This is a genomic window from Deinococcus taeanensis (assembly GCF_020229735.1).
In the GTDB taxonomy this organism is placed as follows: Bacteria; Deinococcota; Deinococci; order Deinococcales; family Deinococcaceae; genus Deinococcus; species Deinococcus taeanensis.
Genome location: NZ_CP083455.1, coordinates 1,593,705 through 1,608,888, shown reverse-complemented (window position 1 = coordinate 1,608,888; position 15,184 = coordinate 1,593,705). Strand labels below are relative to the sequence as shown.

Here is a 15,184-nt window from a genome sequence, read left to right as displayed (position 1 = left end):
CCTTCGGGCCGGAACCCGGGGGGAAAGTGGAATGTGCCGCCGGCGAGTCCGGCGGTCACAGGCAGGGAAGGCGGAGGCAGCCCGCCTCACCCGAGGATTTCCTGCTCCTTCTTGTGGAAGGTCGTGTCCACCTTCGCAATGAACTCATCAGTGATCTTCTGCACCTCGGCTTCGCCGCGCTTGATCTCGTCATCACCGATGCCCTCGACCTTCTTCACCTCATCGAGCGAGTGCTTGCGGATGTTACGAATCGCAATGCGGGCGTCCTCGGAGTAGCTCTTGGCGTTCTTCACGAGGTCCCGGCGGCGCTCCTCGGTCAGCATGGGCAGACTGATGAAAATCGTGTCGCCCTTGTTGTTCGGGTTCAGGCCCAGGTCACTGTCGCGGATGGCTTTCTCAATGGGATTCAGCGCGCCGCGGTCCCAGGGCGTGATGACCAGCGTGCGGGCGTCCGGCGTGGTGATGCTCGCCACCTGATCAATCGGCATGGTGCTGCCGTAGTACTCCACCACGATCTTCTTCAGAATGCCCGGGTTGGCGCGGCCGGTGCGCAGCACCGAGAGGTTGTTTTCCAGCGCTTCGATGGCCTTGCCCATCTTCTCGCGGGTGTCGGCCTGGATGGATTTCATGTCAGCCATGGGAAAGTCTCCTTCGGGGAAAGTGGGCCTAGTCTACCTGATGAGCTGCGCCGCTCCCTCAGCTCTGAATCAGCGTGCCGACCCGTTCGCCCAGCAGCAGGCGGCGCAGATTGCCGGCCTGGAACAGATCAAACACCACGATCGGCAGGTTCTTGTCCATGCACAGGGTCAGCGCGGTGGCGTCCATGACTTCCAGGCGCTGCTCGACCACCTGCAGGTGCGTGGCCTGAGCAATGAACTTCGCGTCGGGATTCTTGCGCGGATCGCTGTCGTACACGCCGTCCACCTTGTTCTTTGCCATCAGGACGACGTCCGCGCCGATCTCCAGGGCGCGCAGGGTGCTCGTGGTGTCCGTCGTGAAGAACGGCGCGCCGTTCCCCCCGCCGAAAATCACGACGCGGCCCTTTTCCAGGTGCCGCATGGCGCGCCGGCGGATGTACGGCTCGGCCACCGCGGCCATCTGAATGGCGCTCATGACGCGGGTGGGCCGGCCGGCGCTTTCCATGGCGTCCTGCAGGGCCATGGCGTTCATCACGGTGCCCAGCATGCCGATGTAGTCGGCCGTGGCGGGGTCCATGCCCTGACCGTTGCGCGCGCCGCGCCATAAGTTCCCGCCACCAATCACCACGGCAAGTTCCACGTCGGTGCCGTCGAGCGCTTCCGTGATCCGCCGGGCGAGCGCCGCGGTCGTCTCGGGGCTGATGCCGAAGCCCGACTCACTGGCCAGGAACTCACCAGAAAGTTTCAGGAGTACACGCTTGAACATGATTACCTCGGTGTGGGGCCGGTACGCCGCGCGCACGGCCGGAAAGAAGGAGAGACGCAGGGAAAACCGGCAGCCGATCGGGCGGCTGCCGGGGAGGGAAGAAAGGGGCCGCGCGTGGAAAGGGCCCCGTGAGGGGCCCCGGGGTGCTTTACGCGCCGATCTCGAAACGCACGAAGCGCTTCACCGTCGCGCCGCCCAGGTACTTGGCGACGCTCAGGCTGTTGTCCTTCACGAAAGCCTGCTCGGGCAGCACCTTCTCGGAGTAGAACTTGCCGATCTGACCTTCGACGATCTTCTCCACGATCTGCTGCGGCTTGCCTTCGTTCAGCGCCTTGTTCGTCAGGATCTCGCGTTCCTTCTCGATGTCGCTGCTGTTCACTTCATCGCGCGTCAGGAACTGAGGACGCTCGGCGGCGACGTGCAGAGCCACGTCTTTCGCCTGGGCTTCCGTGCCGCCGTCGAGGTCGACCAGCACGCCAATCTTGCCGTTGCTGTGCACGTACCCGGCGACCGTGCTGCCCTCAACGAAGGCCACGCGGTTCAGCACGAGGTTCTCGCCGATCTTGCCGGCAGCGGCCGCCACGGTCGTGCCGACCGTTTCGCCGCTCGGCAGCGTGAAGTTCCGGAATTCCTCAACGTCGTTGGTGCCGGCGCTCAGGGCCGCCTGGGCCAGTTCGGCCACCAGCGCCTGGAAGTCACTGTTGCGGGCCACGAAGTCGGTTTCGCTGTTCACTTCGACAATGGCGGCCCTGCTGCCGTCCACGACGAAACGCACGAGGCCTTCCTTGGCTTCGCGGTCCGCTTTCTTGGCGGCCTTCACGATGCCACGCTCGCGCAGCAGCGCAACAGCCTTCTCCTCGTCGTTTCCGGCGTCCGCGAGGGCCTTCTTGACGTCCATCATGCCTGCGCCCGTAAGTTCACGGAGTTTCTTGATCGATTCCAGCATGTTCATGCCTCCTGTCGGCGGTGGTGGGGGTGAGCAGGGAAAAAGGGAGCGTCCTCAGGCGGCGCGCGCCGGACACTCCCTTCAATCCGGCAAGACTGGGTTTAGTTGTCGCTCTGCTCGGCGGTGGCGTCGGTCTGCTCGGCCTCTTCGGCCGCGCCGACGTCCTCGCCGCCACCACGCGCCTCGACGAGCAGGTCGCCGATGCGGTGGGTGATCAGCTGGATGCTGCGGATCGCGTCGTCGTTCCCGGGCACGATGTAGTCGATCACGTCAGGATCGCTGTCGGTATCGGCCAGGGCAATCACGGGAATCCCCAGCTTGTTCGCTTCCTGCACGGCGATGACTTCCTTGGTGGGGTCCACCACGAAAATCGCGTCGGGCAGACGGGTCATCTTGCGGATGCCACCCACGAAGCGCTGCAGACGCTCGCGCTCAGCGGCGAGCTTGATGCGCTCGGCCTTCAGACGGTCATTGATGCGGCCGGACTCGAACAGTTCGTCGAGTTCGTTCAGGCGGTCAATGCGGGTGCGCATGGTCTTGAAGTTCGTGAGCATCCCACCGAGCCAGCGGCTGGTGACGAAGGGCATGCCCGTGCGGCGCGCCTCGAGCTCCACGATCTCCTGAGCCTGCTTCTTGGTGCCGACGAACAGGATGACGCCGCCACGCTCGGAGAGTTCCTTGATGAAGTCGAAGCTGCGGTCCACCTGCTTGAGGGTCTTCTGCAGGTCGATGATGAAAATGCCGTTGCGCTCGGCAAAGATGAACCGCTTGAACCGGGGGTTCCAGCGCTTGGTTTCATGACCGAAGTGAACTCCGGCTTCCAGCAGCTGCTTCATGCTGATGTAGGACATGGTGACTCCTGAGCGTTGAAAGTGGGAAAAGTTTGCCGTCCTCGTGCCAGCCCGGCGTCAGCATCCCCAACGGGCAGTGACGCATGTTCAGGGCCAGGCCGCAGCGCGACGCTCGAGCGCGCAGGGCAGGATCACGGGGGCACCCAAACGACAACTATACGTCATTTCGCACTCCGGTGGGAGAGGGCCAGCGCAGCCGCCGCCACCTGAAGAGTCTGCTCCGCCTGCACAGGCTGCCCGTCCTCCAGGTGCCACGCCGCAGACAACCCCGCGTACGCCCCCACCCACGCCAGCAGCCGCCCGGCCTCCAACCCCGCTGTCCGGGCAATCACTCCCGCCTGCCGCTCCAGCCGCCCCGGGCGCAGCGCGTCCTCCAGGCCGGGATTGCACAGCATGTTCGCGAAATCAAAAGTGCGCTCCCCCAGTAGACCCTTCGGATCAATCAAGAGCCAGCCACGCTCCGCGCTTCGCAGCACGTTGCCGTGGTGAAGGTCCCCGTGCAGTGGCCACACGTCCCGCTGGTCACCCAGCAGCCCCTGCGCCGCGGCCCACGCGTCCGCGAACGTGCCGCCATGCCCGGCCGCCCCGGCCAGAGCCCTGAACCACGCCCTCAGCGGCAGCATGCCCGGCTCCTCCGGCCGCGGCCGGTGCACCCCCGCCGCCGCGCCGCACAGCACACGCGTCGCTTCATCATCCTGCCCGGAGGCCACCAGCGCCGCCAGACTCCCCGCCCCCTCCAGCCGCTCCATCAGCAGCGCCCGGCCCGCATGCCGGTACACCCGCGCCGCGCCCACCCCGCCCAGCCAGACCATCAGGGCATTCCCGCGCTCCTCCTCCACGCTGCGCGCCACCTTCAGCATCGCCGGGCGCCCCTCCCACCAGACCGGCAGCAAATCACTGCTGTGCGTGCAGCGCCGCTCCCCGTCCGGCGTGAGCGCCCACCGCGCCACATACCCCTCCAGATCCATGCGTCAGTCTGCACCGAAAGGGGGACGCACCCCGCCACACGATTGGCCCTACACTTGGCCCTTATGGACTGGTTCTACGCCCTCGTTTACGGCATCGTCGAAGGAATCACCGAGTTCCTGCCGATCAGCTCCACCGGGCACCTGATCCTCACCGGCAACCTGATGGGCGTGCCCTGGACCAAAGACGTCAAGGACACGTTCGAAGTGGTCATCCAGGGCGGCGCGATCCTCGCCGTGCTCGCCTACTACTGGAAGGACTTCCTGCAGATCCGCCACATCGGCCGCGACCAGACGCAGCAGACCCTCTGGCTGGGCGTTCTCGTCGCCTGCATTCCCGCCGTCATCCTCGGCCTCCTGTTCGGGGACACCATCAAAGCGCACCTGTTCCGCCCCAGTGTCGTCGCCTGGGCCCTCATCGTGGGCGGCATCCTGATGTGGCTCATCGAAAGCCGCCGGGTCACGCCGAGCGTGCACGCCATCGAAACCATCGGGGTGCGCCGCTCCTTCATGATCGGCGCGCTGCAATGCCTCGCGCTCCTGTGGCCCGGCTTCTCCCGCTCCGCCAGCTCCATCCTCGGCGGCATGGTCCTCGGCCTCGACCGCCCCACCGCCACCCGCTTCAGCTTCTACCTGGGCGTCCCCACCCTGGGCGGCGCCGCCCTGCTGGACTTCATCAAAAGCCGCGACATCCTGGCCGAGATCGGCGTGCTCAACGTGCTGCTGGGCGCCGCCGTCAGCTTCGCCGTGGCCTACCTCTCCATCGGGTGGCTGCTGAGGTTCGTGTCCACCAACAACTTCAAACCCTTCGCCATCTACCGCGTGATCGTCGGCCTCATTATCCTCACCCTGATCGCCACCGGCGTCCTCAACAACGGCAACCTCGCCTGACCCCACCCCACGGCGGGCGGCCCGGCCAGGCTGGGGCCGCCCGCCGCCTGTCTGCCAGAATCACCGTGTGGCACCCCCCACCCTCTACCGCCCGTTCATGACCGGAACGTACGCCGTCAACGCCGGCCTGTACCGCCTCGGCCACCAACCCATCCCGTGGCTGGACCCACCCGCACCCGAACACCACACCTTCACCCTGGACGACACGTACCCCGCCTTCATCGCCAGCAAGGCCGCCGCCCACCAGCGCGCCCCCCACCAGTACATGGGCGAAGCCGCCCTCACCCCCAACCTGCGCGAAGCGGCCCTGACCCACGTGGCCTGCACCCTCGCCACGAACAGCGCCGGCCTCATCACCTGGGACGGCCACACCCTCCGCAACGGCCTCCTGGGCTGGCAGGCCACCCTGCACCCCCGCTGGAACGCCCTGGACCACCTCCAGCGCTTCCCGGCCCCCCACGCACACCTCGTGCAGCACCTCACCCCCCTGCACGCCCTGGACTTCCTCGGCCTGAACATGCAAGAGGACCTCGCCCTCATCGCCCGCGACCCCCACACCCAGGCGGACTGGCTGGCCGCCACGCACGTCCTGAGTCCACAGCACTGGGACCCGCGCGACAAACTCGGGCGGAACTTCACCCACGTCCACGCGCCCATCCCTGGCAGCGCCCCCATGAACGCCACCGCGCCACGCCTCATGGACGCCGTCATCGACCGAGGCCCGTTCATCCGCTTCGCCTGGGGGCTCAGCATGACTGACCGGCTCGACCACCACCCCGCTGCGCCCCCCGACGCTGACCGCCACCCGCACACCCGCTTCGACCCCCACCACGCCTACCTGCGGGTGGAACGGCAGACCCTCACCGGCTTCCCGGACGCACACGGCGCCCTCTTCACCATCCGGCCCCTCACGCATCCCCTCACCCAGGCCGTGCAGACCCCCCACCACGCCCACGCCCTCGCGACCGCCATCCGCTCCATGACCCCCCAGCAGACCGAATACAAGGGATTAACCCACCTGCAAGACGACCTGCTGCGCTGGCTGGACAGCCGCAGCCTACACTGACCCCGTGAGCCACCGCCCCGCCCTGGCCCTGCTGCTCGCCGCCCTCCTGGCCGCCTGCGACACCCCCGCACCCCAGACGCAACCCAGCACCACCCCCCCACCCTCGTCACGCACAGCCCCAGCCCCCACCACCCGCAACGAGCGCAACACCATCGCAAGACAGGCTCTGCCCCGCGAAGGTCAGCAGATCCTCCAGCAGATCAGCCGGGGCGGCCCCTTCCGCTACGCGAAAGACGGCAGCACCTTCGGCAACCGCGAACGCCACCTCCCCCGGCAACCCAGCGGCTACTACCGCGAGTACACCGTTCCCACCCCCGGCGAAACCGACCGGGGCGCACGGCGCATCATCTGCGGCGGGCAACCCACCACCAGCCTGAACGACTGCTACTACACCGCCGACCACTACAACACGTTCCGGAGGATCCAGCCGTGATCCAGATCTTCAACGAACCACCGCAGGGCCTCCAGACCGCACCGAAAGAACCACGAATCATCGCCGCCGGGTACCAGATCACCCTGAGGGAAATTGACTTCGGTACCATCCACGACAAGGAATCGCTCATGCTCGCCTTTCTCAAGGGCCTGGGCCTCCGCGACACCTTCGGCCGCAACTGGGACGCCCTGTACGACGTCCTGACTGACCCCAACCAGACCCGACCACGCTACGCTCTTATTCTCTGCGACTACGCCCACTTCAAAAAACGCCACCCTCACCTCGCCCATGACGTCGAACAGGTCCTGCTGGACGCCCAGCACACTGCAGCTCAACAGGAGCGGCAACTCTGGCTGCTCCTTGAAGAACCCGACCACGATCTTAAGGGCTAGTGAAATACAGGTGGTACCTCTTGGCAAGGACAAAGCCCAGGTGACATTGCGGTCCCTGAGCCCCGAAGCTGAACGTTTATTGACGCGAGGTGACGATCACCTGTCCACCTGGGTAGAACTCCACTACACCTGTGGTGAGATCCTGAATCAGGAAGCTGTTCCGGTAAGTGCCTTCCTTCCCAAATGCAATGTTTCGAGTTGTGAATACGCTGCCAGCATTGACTTCTGGATTGATGCCAATCAGTGAGGGAGTTTCATCGGCGATTCCTGCATCGTTGGAGCTGTACCACAAGTCCAACACTCGAACCACGTTTACATTCGTGTTGTAGGTGGGTACACCGGTTACTGGATCCGGCCCGATATACCAGTTCGCGGTCGTCGGCGTGAGCTTGCTCCCGCCGTTATCCTCAATGTACGTGTGGTTTGACATCAGGTTTGCAATCCCTGCCTTGCTGCGGTCGACCACGACGTTCATCTCCTTGATGTTCGCGTGACCGGCCTGGTCGGTTGCTGTGACGCGTAAGACGTAGTTCCCGTTCTCAACGAAAGGTTGGCCGTCCATCAGGACTCCAGTGTTGAAAACCCGATAGAACAGACCGGCGCGCCCAATTGGGATGTTGTAGTTATATGCGTCGGTGTTGCATGTCTGGGTGGGAAGCTTGGTAAGCGCGTCGCAGACGAACTGCAGTTGTACCTGGCGGATCGCATCGCTGTCACTCACCTGGATGGCCACTGCACTTTTCCGAGTCAGAACTGGGCGCAGTGTGGCCTGTGGGTCGAAGAAGGAGGGCAGCAGGATGTTCAACGCGGGTGCCTCGCCGACCGAGGACTGATTGTTCACGGCGCTGGTGGCAGTCAGGTTGCGCGTGATCGTTTCATTCGCGAGTTTCACGTTCGCGCTTGCCCGCAGGGTATAGCCCGCGTTCAGGTACTGCGTGGCGTTGAAATCAACCGTGGTGGTCGCTTCCCACAGACCCTGGTTCGTGGGGACGATCGGGGCCGTCTGGGTTGTCACGACCGCGCCACGCGAGTCGATGATATCCAGCGTCATGGTGGCGGGCTGGAATGTAAACGCCGTGTTGTTCTGACGGAATTGCACCTTGACCTGTGTCGGGCCGCTGACGTTCGCGCCGTTGGTGGGTGAGACGACCGTGATGGTCGGGGCGACGCTGTTGGCGATCTGCACAGTCTTCACGGCGCTCTGCCCGCGCTTGTCGGTGCTGTCCACGACGAAGAGCTGCAGTTTCAGCGTGCCGTCCGGGTATTTGGTAGTGTCAATGTTGAAGGTGGCGTTCTCAGCCGTGCTGGTGAACGTGTTGGTGTCCACGATGCCCTTGGCATCAGTGATCTGCAGGATCATCTGTTTCACGCTGACGCCGGGGGCCACGCCTGCCGAAGCGGTGACGCTGAGAACGTTGCTGTACGGTTCGGCGTCGGTGTTGTTGATGAGCAGGACCGGGACGGGCGCGGCGGTCTCGGTGTTGGTCTGGGCGTAGTTGACCGTGAACGTCTGACTGACGCTGTTGCCGACGGCGTCGGTGCTGACGATCGTGTAAATGGCCGGACCAGCGTTGTTGTTCTTCAGATCAAAGGTCAGGGTACCCTGGTCGCGCGCGACCAGGGTGGTGCCGTTGTATACGCTGATGGTCGGGCTGCTGGTATTGTCCGTCGAAGTGACGGTCAGGATGGCGCTCTGATTCACGAGTCGGTCCAGGGTGGCGCCATTGGTGACGCCCGTCCCGTCAACCTTCACGCTCGTCAGCGAGGGGCGCTGGGCATCAACTATAAACTGGGCGGTGGCTGTGCCGGTCTTTCCGCTGTTGTCAGTAGCAGTGACTGTCAGCGTGTACGTTCCGGCGGGCAGGCTGGGCAGGTTCAGGCTCGTCACGGCCTTGATGTCCGCGCTGGCCAGCGTGCCCTGGGCGACGGTAGTGCCGCCCTGTGTGACGACCCATTTGACACCGGTGATCGTGCCGTCCTGATCGGCAAGGGTGAGGCGGAACTGAGCCACTGGCCCGGTCAGGGTTGTGCTGCTCAGGGTGCTTCCGCTGGCGGACATGATGTTCACGGTCGGTGCGCCGCTGCCAGCTCCGGTGCCGCCACCAGTGGTGCCTCCGGGGGTGGTGGGGACGTTGGGACCGCAGGCGGCCAGCAGGAGGGTGGTGGTGAGGGCCAGGGCCGGGATTCGTGTTCTGGTCATGGTGAGCGCTCCGGGGTTCACTTGGTGTTGCACGTGACCTGAATGGGGGCGTTGGTCACGGTGATGGGGGTGATGACTCTGTTCAGGTCGTTGTAGCCCGTGAAGGTGACGTTCATGCGCAGTGTGGGGCACATATCATCTGGGAAGGCCGAGACGAAGGTGTTTTGTGCTTCTCTCGAAATGGCGTCAACCAGGAGGGGAAGCTGGCCGAGCTGCACGGTACGGGCGTAGGGAACCTTGTTGACGAAGTCGCACTGGTCGGTGGTGTAGTCGACGGCCGTACCGTTCTTGCAGGCGTATCCGCCGGCAACGCGGGCGCTGAAGGACCGGGAGTACTGCCCTTCGGTTCCGGCGAACTGGGTCCCCGCGCTGTCCATGACCTTGACCTCGTAGCCGGTCAGGGTCATGCCCAGGCTGGACGGGGCGACATTGAAGTTAACGGTGGGCTGGGTCGTGGTGGTCAGCACACTGATGGAAGTCGGGTTGCCCGACGCGTCGTACGTCACGGTCGCGTCAACCTTGATATCGGCGCCGTTGATGCTGGGGGTCATGCCGACCTGAGGAGTGGCCGTGTTGGTGCACGCAGCCAGCAGGAGGGGGAGAGTGATCAGGGCAAATCGTTTCATGCGGGGTCCTCCGGGGTGGGAGCGTCTTTAAGGTGTGGGTTGAGGATGTAGAACGCGAGTCGTTTCATGCCGGCGAGGAAGTCGACGTTCTCCACGATCACGCCGCGCCACTCGTCGCTGACGTCCTGGTGGCCTGGGCGGTCGATGGTGCGGGGCTGGATGACGGTGGGAGCGAAGTTCAGGATGCCTTTGAGGCCTGCGTCTGCCAGTGCCTGCGCGGCGTCTTGGGCGCGTTCGGGGGGAACAGCGAGGAAACCCATGTCGACGGGGTTGGTGCGTGTGAAGTCCTGAAGGGCGTCAAGGTGCTGCACGGTGAGGCCGCGGACCTGCTGCCCGATGAGGGTGGGGTTCACATCGAACAGGCCGACGTACTGGAACTGGTAGTCGCTGGCGCCGGGGTAGTTGGCAATGGCCTGGCCGAGCCGGCCGACGCCGACGATCACGACGTTCCAGGTGCGGTTCAGGCCCAGCACGCGCACAAGTTCCCGTTTCAGGATGGGCACGGTGTAACCCATGCCGCGCGTGCCGAACCGGCCGAAGTACGCGAGGTCCTTGCGGACCTGGAAGGCACTGACGCCGGCACGTTCGGCCAGGTCGTTGCTGCTGGTGCGGCTGACGTCCTGCAGTTCGAGCTGTTCGAGAATGCGCAGGTACGTGACGAGGCGGCTGATGGCGGCGGTGGGAATTTCAGCCATCAACGAACCCGGAAGTGAGGCAGACCGTTGGCGTCGAGGCGCGCTTCAGTGCGGCTGAGGGGGTCGCCGGTGTACGGGCCGACGAGCACCGTGACCTTGCGGCCTTCGGGGGCATTCACGGTCGGCGCGTAGCCCAGATCGCGAAGCTGCTGGACGAGGTTCTGGGCGCTTTCCAGGCGGTCGAACGCCCCTACCTGCAGGTACGTCGGACCGTCGGCGGCGGGGCTGGGGGTGCTGGCGGTGGTGTCGGCAGGTGCTGCGGGCTCGGTGGCTGCCGGGGCGCTCGGGCTGGATGGAGAAGTAGAAGCGGCTGCAGCCGGAGTGGAGGTGCCGGTCAGGGAGCGGCCGCGTGGCGGGTAGAGGAGAGCGCCAGGGTAGGCACGCTGTACGTCGGCGAGGGCCTGACGAGCAGCCGCTTCGTCCGTGAAGGGCCCGATCTGCGCGACGACTTCACTGCCAAGGTCGATGGGGTACACGGTGTAGCCGAGGCCGCTGACGCTGGCGGTGCCGCTGCGGGCGGCGTCCTCGCTGCGGAAGCTGCCGAGACTGATGCGGTAGTCACTGCGTAGGGGGACGCGCTGTTCGCTGGCGGCAACGGCGCCGCCGCTGCGGGGAGTGACCTGTGCAGTGTCCGTGGCGGGGGTGGTGTTGTCGGTGGCCTTGTCAGCGGGGTCGGTGCTGGCCGGGTCGCTGGTGGCCTGTGTGGTGGTGCTGGTGTCGGTCGAGGGCGCGGGGTCGCTCAGAGCGGGGTCCGGTGCGCCGATGGGTGCGGCGGCGATGACGGGCGCTTCTTCGGTGGTGGGTTCAGCTGCCGTGGCGGTGCTGGCCGGGGACTCGGCTGCGGCCTCCGCACTTCCGGTGGGTGCGGCCGTCATGGGCGCTGTGTCGGTGGTGCTCTCCGCGGCAGTGTTGACGCTGGGCGCCGCGGGAATGTCGGTGGCCTCTGCGCTTCCGGTTGGGCTGGGAGCGGGGGTGGCGGTGGGCGCAGGGCGCAGGATGAGCGCGCCGAAGCCTCCCAGGAGCAGCACGACGAGCGTGCCGATCATCAGGTCCGGCCAGCGGCGGGGTCGGGCGGCGCCGCTCATTTCAGGGCCCCCTGGGCGCGGGCGTTGCCGAGTGTCGCCGCTGTTTTCAGAGCGGTGCGCCCCTCGGCTTCACGGCCCTGGGCGCGCTGCGTGAGACCCAGCAGGTACCACGCCTCGGCGTTCTTCGGATTTTCGCTGACGAGGCCGCGCAGCACGGCTTCAGCTTCGGGGTAGCGGGCACTGGCGAGCAGGGCGCTGCTGAGGTTCAGGCGGGCGGTGGGCGTGGGGTTGAGTTTCACGCTCTCACCGAGCGCGGTGGCCGCGGCCGGGTAGTCCTTGGCGGCGTAGGCGCTCAGGCCGAGCCACAGGACCGTGTCGGCGCTCGGAGCGCGGGTGTGGCTGGATTGCAGCGCGGCGCGTGCCTGGGCGTACCGGCCCTGGCGGTACGCGGCGACGCCCTGCACGAACAGCGCGCGGGCGAGCGTGGCGTCATCGGGGCGCAGGGTGAGGGTCAGCGCGGCGTCGCGCTGCGCGTCAGCGTTCTGCCCGAGGGTGAGGCGCACGGCGGCCAGAGCGGCGCGGTACGAGGCGGTCTGGGGGGCGAGCTTCACGGCGTTCAGGTACGCGGTGAGCGCTCCGGGGCGGTCGTTGCGCAGCACGCGGAGTTCGCCTTCACGGGCGAATGCGGCGGCGTTTTTGGGGTCCTGGCGGGTGGCGGCCTGCGCGGCGAACACGGCAGCGCGGGTGTCACCGGTCTGTTCGAGGATGCTGGCCTTGCGCAGCAGGAGGGTGGCGCGGCCTTCGCCGGTCTGCGCGCGGCTGGTGGCGGCGTCAAGTTCGCGCAGCGCCCGGTCGGGCAGGCTCTGGCCGACGTAGATGTCGGCCAGGAGGAGCGCGGCGTCCACACGGCCGGGCGCCTGTTGCAGCAGGGTGTACACGCCGGGGAGGGCGGCGGCGCCCTGGCCGCTGAGGGTGCGGGCCTGCGCGAGGCGGTACTGCACGTCCGGATCCTTCGGGTCCAGGGCATTCAGGGCGGTAAGCGTGCCGGTCAGGCCGGTGAAGTCGGCCTTGCGGGTCTGCTCGGCGGCCAGAGCTTCAAGGACCTGCCGCGAGGCCGCTGGGCTGGCCTGGTCTTTCATCAGCGTGGCTGCCTGCGTGAAGAGGCGCAGCGCCTCGTCGTGGTTGCCCTGGCGCGCGGCGATCACGCCGAGGTTGTAGGGACCTTCGAAGCGGGTGGGGGCCAGCGCCGTGAACTGCGTGAGTTCAAAGGTGGCGCCGCGCAGGTCGTTCTGGGCGACCAGGGTGAGCGCCAGGCCGAAGTGCGGGTCGGGGTTGGTGTAGTTCTGCGTGATCAGCGCTTCGAACAGCGTGCGGGCCTGCGTGAGGTTGTTCGCCTGGTACGCGGCGCGGGCCTGGGCCAGCTGGGCCTGCTGTTCGGCGGTGAGGGGGGTGACCACGGGGGCTGGCGTGCCGCTGGTGGGCGTGGTGGGGTCGGTGGCGCCCTGCGCGGCAGGGACCGTGACGTTGGGCAGTGCGGGGGTGCCGGTGGACTGCAGGGTGTTCTGAATGCCGATGGTGCTGACCGTTTCGATCATGGTCTGCGCCGCCCCGTGTGAGGCGAGGGTCAGCGTGAGCCCCAGCAGAACGGTACGTGTGTGTTGCGTCACCTTAGTGGCCTCCTGATGTGCGGAAACGTCTGTAGCCTAGCATTTAGCTCTCTCGTAACCCTTACTCATCTGTCGGAGGCTCAGGCAGGGGCCACGCCGGTGGTGGCGCCGGGGCGTTTCAGGGCCAGCTGGCCGCACGCGGCCCCTGCGTCCCGGCCGCGGGACCGCCGGACGCTCACGTCGACGCCCCGCGTTTCCAGCAGGTCGTAGAACGCCTGGATCTGCTCCTCGGTGCTGCTTTCAAACCCTGAGCCGGTCCAGGCATTCATGGGAATCAGGTTCACGTGGCTGACCAGGCCGCGCAGCAGTTCGGCAAGCAGTTCCGCCTGCCACAGGTGATCGTTGATGTCGCGCAGCATCGTGTACTCCATGGTGATGCGCCGGCCGGTCACCTCCTGGTACTCGCGGGCGGCCGCCATGATTTCCTCGATCGAATTGACGTTGCCGGTCGGGATGATCTTCCGGCGGGTGTCCTCATCGGGGGCGTGCAGGCTGATGGCCAGCTTGATGCCCAGGTCGTCCTCGGCCGCCAGGCGGCGGATGCCCTTGGCAATGCCCACCGTGGAGAGCGTCACGCGGCGTTTGCTCATGCCGAGGGCCTGCGGGTGCAGCAGGATGCGGGCGGCCAGCATGGTGTGGTCATAGTTCAGCATGGCTTCGCCCATGCCCATGAACACCAGGTTGCGGATCTCGCGCGGGGCGACGCCCTCGCCGCCGGCCACGGCCAGCACCTGCCCGACAATCTCGCCGGGCGTGAGGTTCCGGCCGAAGCCCATGGCTCCGGTGGCGCAGAACGCGCAGCGGGCCGGGCACCCGACCATGGTGGACACGCAGATGGTCTTGCGGTCCAGGTACGGCATGTAGACCGCTTCCATCTGCCGGCCGTCGTGCAGGGTGAACAGGTACTTCACGCTGCCGTCGGAGCTGCGCACGGTCTCGATGAGTCTGAACGGGTTCAGGGTGTAGCGCGCGGTGAGGTCCTGCCGGGTGGCGGCAGGCAGGTTGGTCATGGCGTCGAAGGTACCGACGCCCTGTTCGAACACCCATTCAAGCAGCTGACGGCGCCGGAACCCGTCAAGCGGATAGGCGTCTGGGTGAAGGTCGAGTAGAAGCTCCATGACGTCAGTCTACGGGCCGCCGCCGGCGTCTTCCGTGAGGCTGTCGCCTTCTGACGGCGCGGCCCTCAGGGGGTGTCGGGTGTGGCGGGGCCACCCACCCAGACGTCTGTGCCGCCGGTCGTGCGGGCGTACTGGGCGCTCAGGCGGGCGGGCTGTCCGGGGCGGCGCTGGGCGGCGCGGATCAGGGTGGCGCCCTCCGGCAGGTGGTTGAGGTGGTCAAGCACGCCGGTCAGGCAGGCGAGCATGTTGCTGCTCGCGGCGTCTTCCGAGAAGCCTTTCAGGGGTCCGAAGGCGCGGAAGCTGACCTCCGCGCGGGCCGGGCCGCCCGGGGTGAACAGGATCAGGCCGGTCGTGCCGGTGGCCCGGTTCACGGCGCTGATGGCCGCGTCATCCGGGGTGAAGGCGTCCAGGGCGGGCAGGTCGGCAACTTCCGCCACGAGGTTCGTGCGGTTCGTGGCGGCCACCCAGGCCGTTCCGGAGGTCAGGCCGAGAGGGGAGAGGTCCGCGTGGACGGCCTGCACGGTCACCAGGCCCTGACGCAGCAGCCACTCTCCGCCGCACAGCTGCGCCGGTTGCACTTCTGCGCCGGTCTGCGGGTCACCCTGGGTGACCTCAACCACGTCCAGCAGGAGGCCCGTTTCCTGCAGGGCGCTGAGGGCGGCAATGGCGGCGCTGTCACTGCTGCCTTTCTCGCCGTGCGGCGTGAAGACCCTCAGGGTCACGCTGGCCGGGTCGCTGGCCTGCACGAACACGCTCAGAGGCGTTCCGGCCTGCCTGGCGCGGTCCTGCTCGTCGCCGGGATTCAGGAACACGGTCACGGGTTTGCCACCGGCCCCCCGGTCTGCAAAGGCCCGGTAGCGGAGGGGCAGGGTCCGGGTGGCCGCATCGGGAGGAGTCATGGGGTC

General features: G+C 66.6%; 16 protein-coding genes. 4 read left to right on the top strand and 12 right to left on the bottom strand.

Features of this window, described 5'->3' with window-relative positions:
* Positions 1-86: 86 nt before the first annotated feature.
* From frr to LAJ19_RS07785, 5 genes are all read right to left on the bottom strand, one after another.
* Positions 87-638 (bottom strand): ribosome recycling factor, encoded by a 552-nt coding sequence (frr, locus tag LAJ19_RS07805; RefSeq protein ID WP_225475215.1) that lies wholly within the window; start codon positions 636-638, stop codon positions 87-89.
* Between the two features lie 58 nt (positions 639-696).
* On the bottom strand, positions 697-1,404 hold the full coding sequence (gene pyrH / locus LAJ19_RS07800; protein ID WP_225475214.1) for a UMP kinase: 708 nt from the start codon (positions 1,402-1,404) through the stop codon (positions 697-699).
* Between the two features lie 148 nt (positions 1,405-1,552).
* Positions 1,553-2,350 (bottom strand): translation elongation factor Ts, encoded by a 798-nt coding sequence (gene tsf / locus LAJ19_RS07795; RefSeq protein WP_225523225.1) that lies wholly within the window; start codon positions 2,348-2,350, stop codon positions 1,553-1,555.
* A 101-nt stretch (positions 2,351-2,451) separates the two neighbouring features.
* Entirely contained in the window at positions 2,452-3,201 is a 750-nt protein-coding gene (gene rpsB, locus LAJ19_RS07790; RefSeq protein WP_225475213.1) for a 30S ribosomal protein S2, read from the bottom strand.
* Positions 3,202-3,362: 161 nt separating this feature from the next.
* Complete coding sequence (locus tag LAJ19_RS07785) at positions 3,363-4,169, bottom strand: aminoglycoside phosphotransferase family protein (RefSeq protein WP_225475212.1); 807 nt, start codon at positions 4,167-4,169, stop codon at positions 3,363-3,365.
* Positions 4,170-4,232: 63 nt separating this feature from the next.
* Here LAJ19_RS07785 and LAJ19_RS07780 point away from each other — a divergent pair, with 63 nt between their 5' ends.
* The 4 genes from LAJ19_RS07780 (at position 4,233) to LAJ19_RS07765 (ending at position 6,948) form a co-directional block, all read left to right on the top strand.
* A complete protein-coding gene (locus LAJ19_RS07780; protein ID WP_225475211.1) occupies positions 4,233-5,057 on the top strand; it encodes an undecaprenyl-diphosphate phosphatase in 825 nt (274 codons plus the stop codon).
* Positions 5,058-5,124: 67 nt separating this feature from the next.
* On the top strand, positions 5,125-6,123 hold the full coding sequence (locus LAJ19_RS07775; protein WP_225475210.1) for a heme-dependent oxidative N-demethylase subunit alpha family protein: 999 nt from the start codon (positions 5,125-5,127) through the stop codon (positions 6,121-6,123).
* A 4-nt stretch (positions 6,124-6,127) separates the two neighbouring features.
* Positions 6,128-6,556, top strand: a complete 429-nt coding sequence (locus tag LAJ19_RS07770) for a guanyl-specific ribonuclease (RefSeq protein WP_225475209.1) — start codon at positions 6,128-6,130, stop codon at positions 6,554-6,556.
* Complete coding sequence (locus LAJ19_RS07765; RefSeq protein WP_225475208.1) at positions 6,553-6,948, top strand: barstar family protein; 396 nt, start codon at positions 6,553-6,555, stop codon at positions 6,946-6,948. Before LAJ19_RS07770 ends, LAJ19_RS07765 begins: the two co-directional genes overlap by 4 nt.
* A 76-nt stretch (positions 6,949-7,024) precedes the next feature.
* Here the strand turns inward: LAJ19_RS07765 and LAJ19_RS07760 are convergent, their stop codons facing one another.
* From LAJ19_RS07760 to LAJ19_RS07730, 7 genes are all read right to left on the bottom strand, one after another.
* Complete coding sequence (locus LAJ19_RS07760) at positions 7,025-9,148, bottom strand: Ig-like domain-containing protein (RefSeq protein ID WP_225475207.1); 2,124 nt, start codon at positions 9,146-9,148, stop codon at positions 7,025-7,027.
* 17 nt (positions 9,149-9,165) lie between these two features.
* On the bottom strand, positions 9,166-9,774 hold the full coding sequence (locus LAJ19_RS07755; RefSeq protein ID WP_225475206.1) for a hypothetical protein: 609 nt from the start codon (positions 9,772-9,774) through the stop codon (positions 9,166-9,168).
* Entirely contained in the window at positions 9,771-10,469 is a 699-nt protein-coding gene (locus tag LAJ19_RS07750) for a redox-sensing transcriptional repressor Rex (RefSeq protein WP_225475205.1), read from the bottom strand. Before LAJ19_RS07750 ends, LAJ19_RS07755 begins: the two co-directional genes overlap by 4 nt.
* Positions 10,469-11,554 carry an SPOR domain-containing protein gene (locus LAJ19_RS07745; protein ID WP_225475204.1) on the bottom strand — a complete coding sequence of 362 codons (1,086 nt, stop codon included), beginning with the start codon at positions 11,552-11,554 and terminating at the stop codon, positions 10,469-10,471. The genes LAJ19_RS07750 and LAJ19_RS07745 overlap by 1 nt, the downstream gene beginning before the upstream one ends.
* Positions 11,551-13,161, bottom strand: a complete 1,611-nt coding sequence (locus LAJ19_RS07740; protein ID WP_225475203.1) for a tetratricopeptide repeat protein — start codon at positions 13,159-13,161, stop codon at positions 11,551-11,553. Before LAJ19_RS07740 ends, LAJ19_RS07745 begins: the two co-directional genes overlap by 4 nt.
* A gap of 80 nt (positions 13,162-13,241) precedes the next feature.
* A complete protein-coding gene (gene rlmN, locus LAJ19_RS07735; protein WP_225475202.1) occupies positions 13,242-14,279 on the bottom strand; it encodes a dual-specificity RNA methyltransferase RlmN in 1,038 nt (345 codons plus the stop codon).
* Between the two features lie 65 nt (positions 14,280-14,344).
* Positions 14,345-15,178, bottom strand: coding sequence for a PhzF family phenazine biosynthesis protein (locus tag LAJ19_RS07730; RefSeq protein ID WP_225475201.1), 834 nt, complete (start codon positions 15,176-15,178; stop codon positions 14,345-14,347).
* Positions 15,179-15,184: the final 6 nt, after the last annotated feature.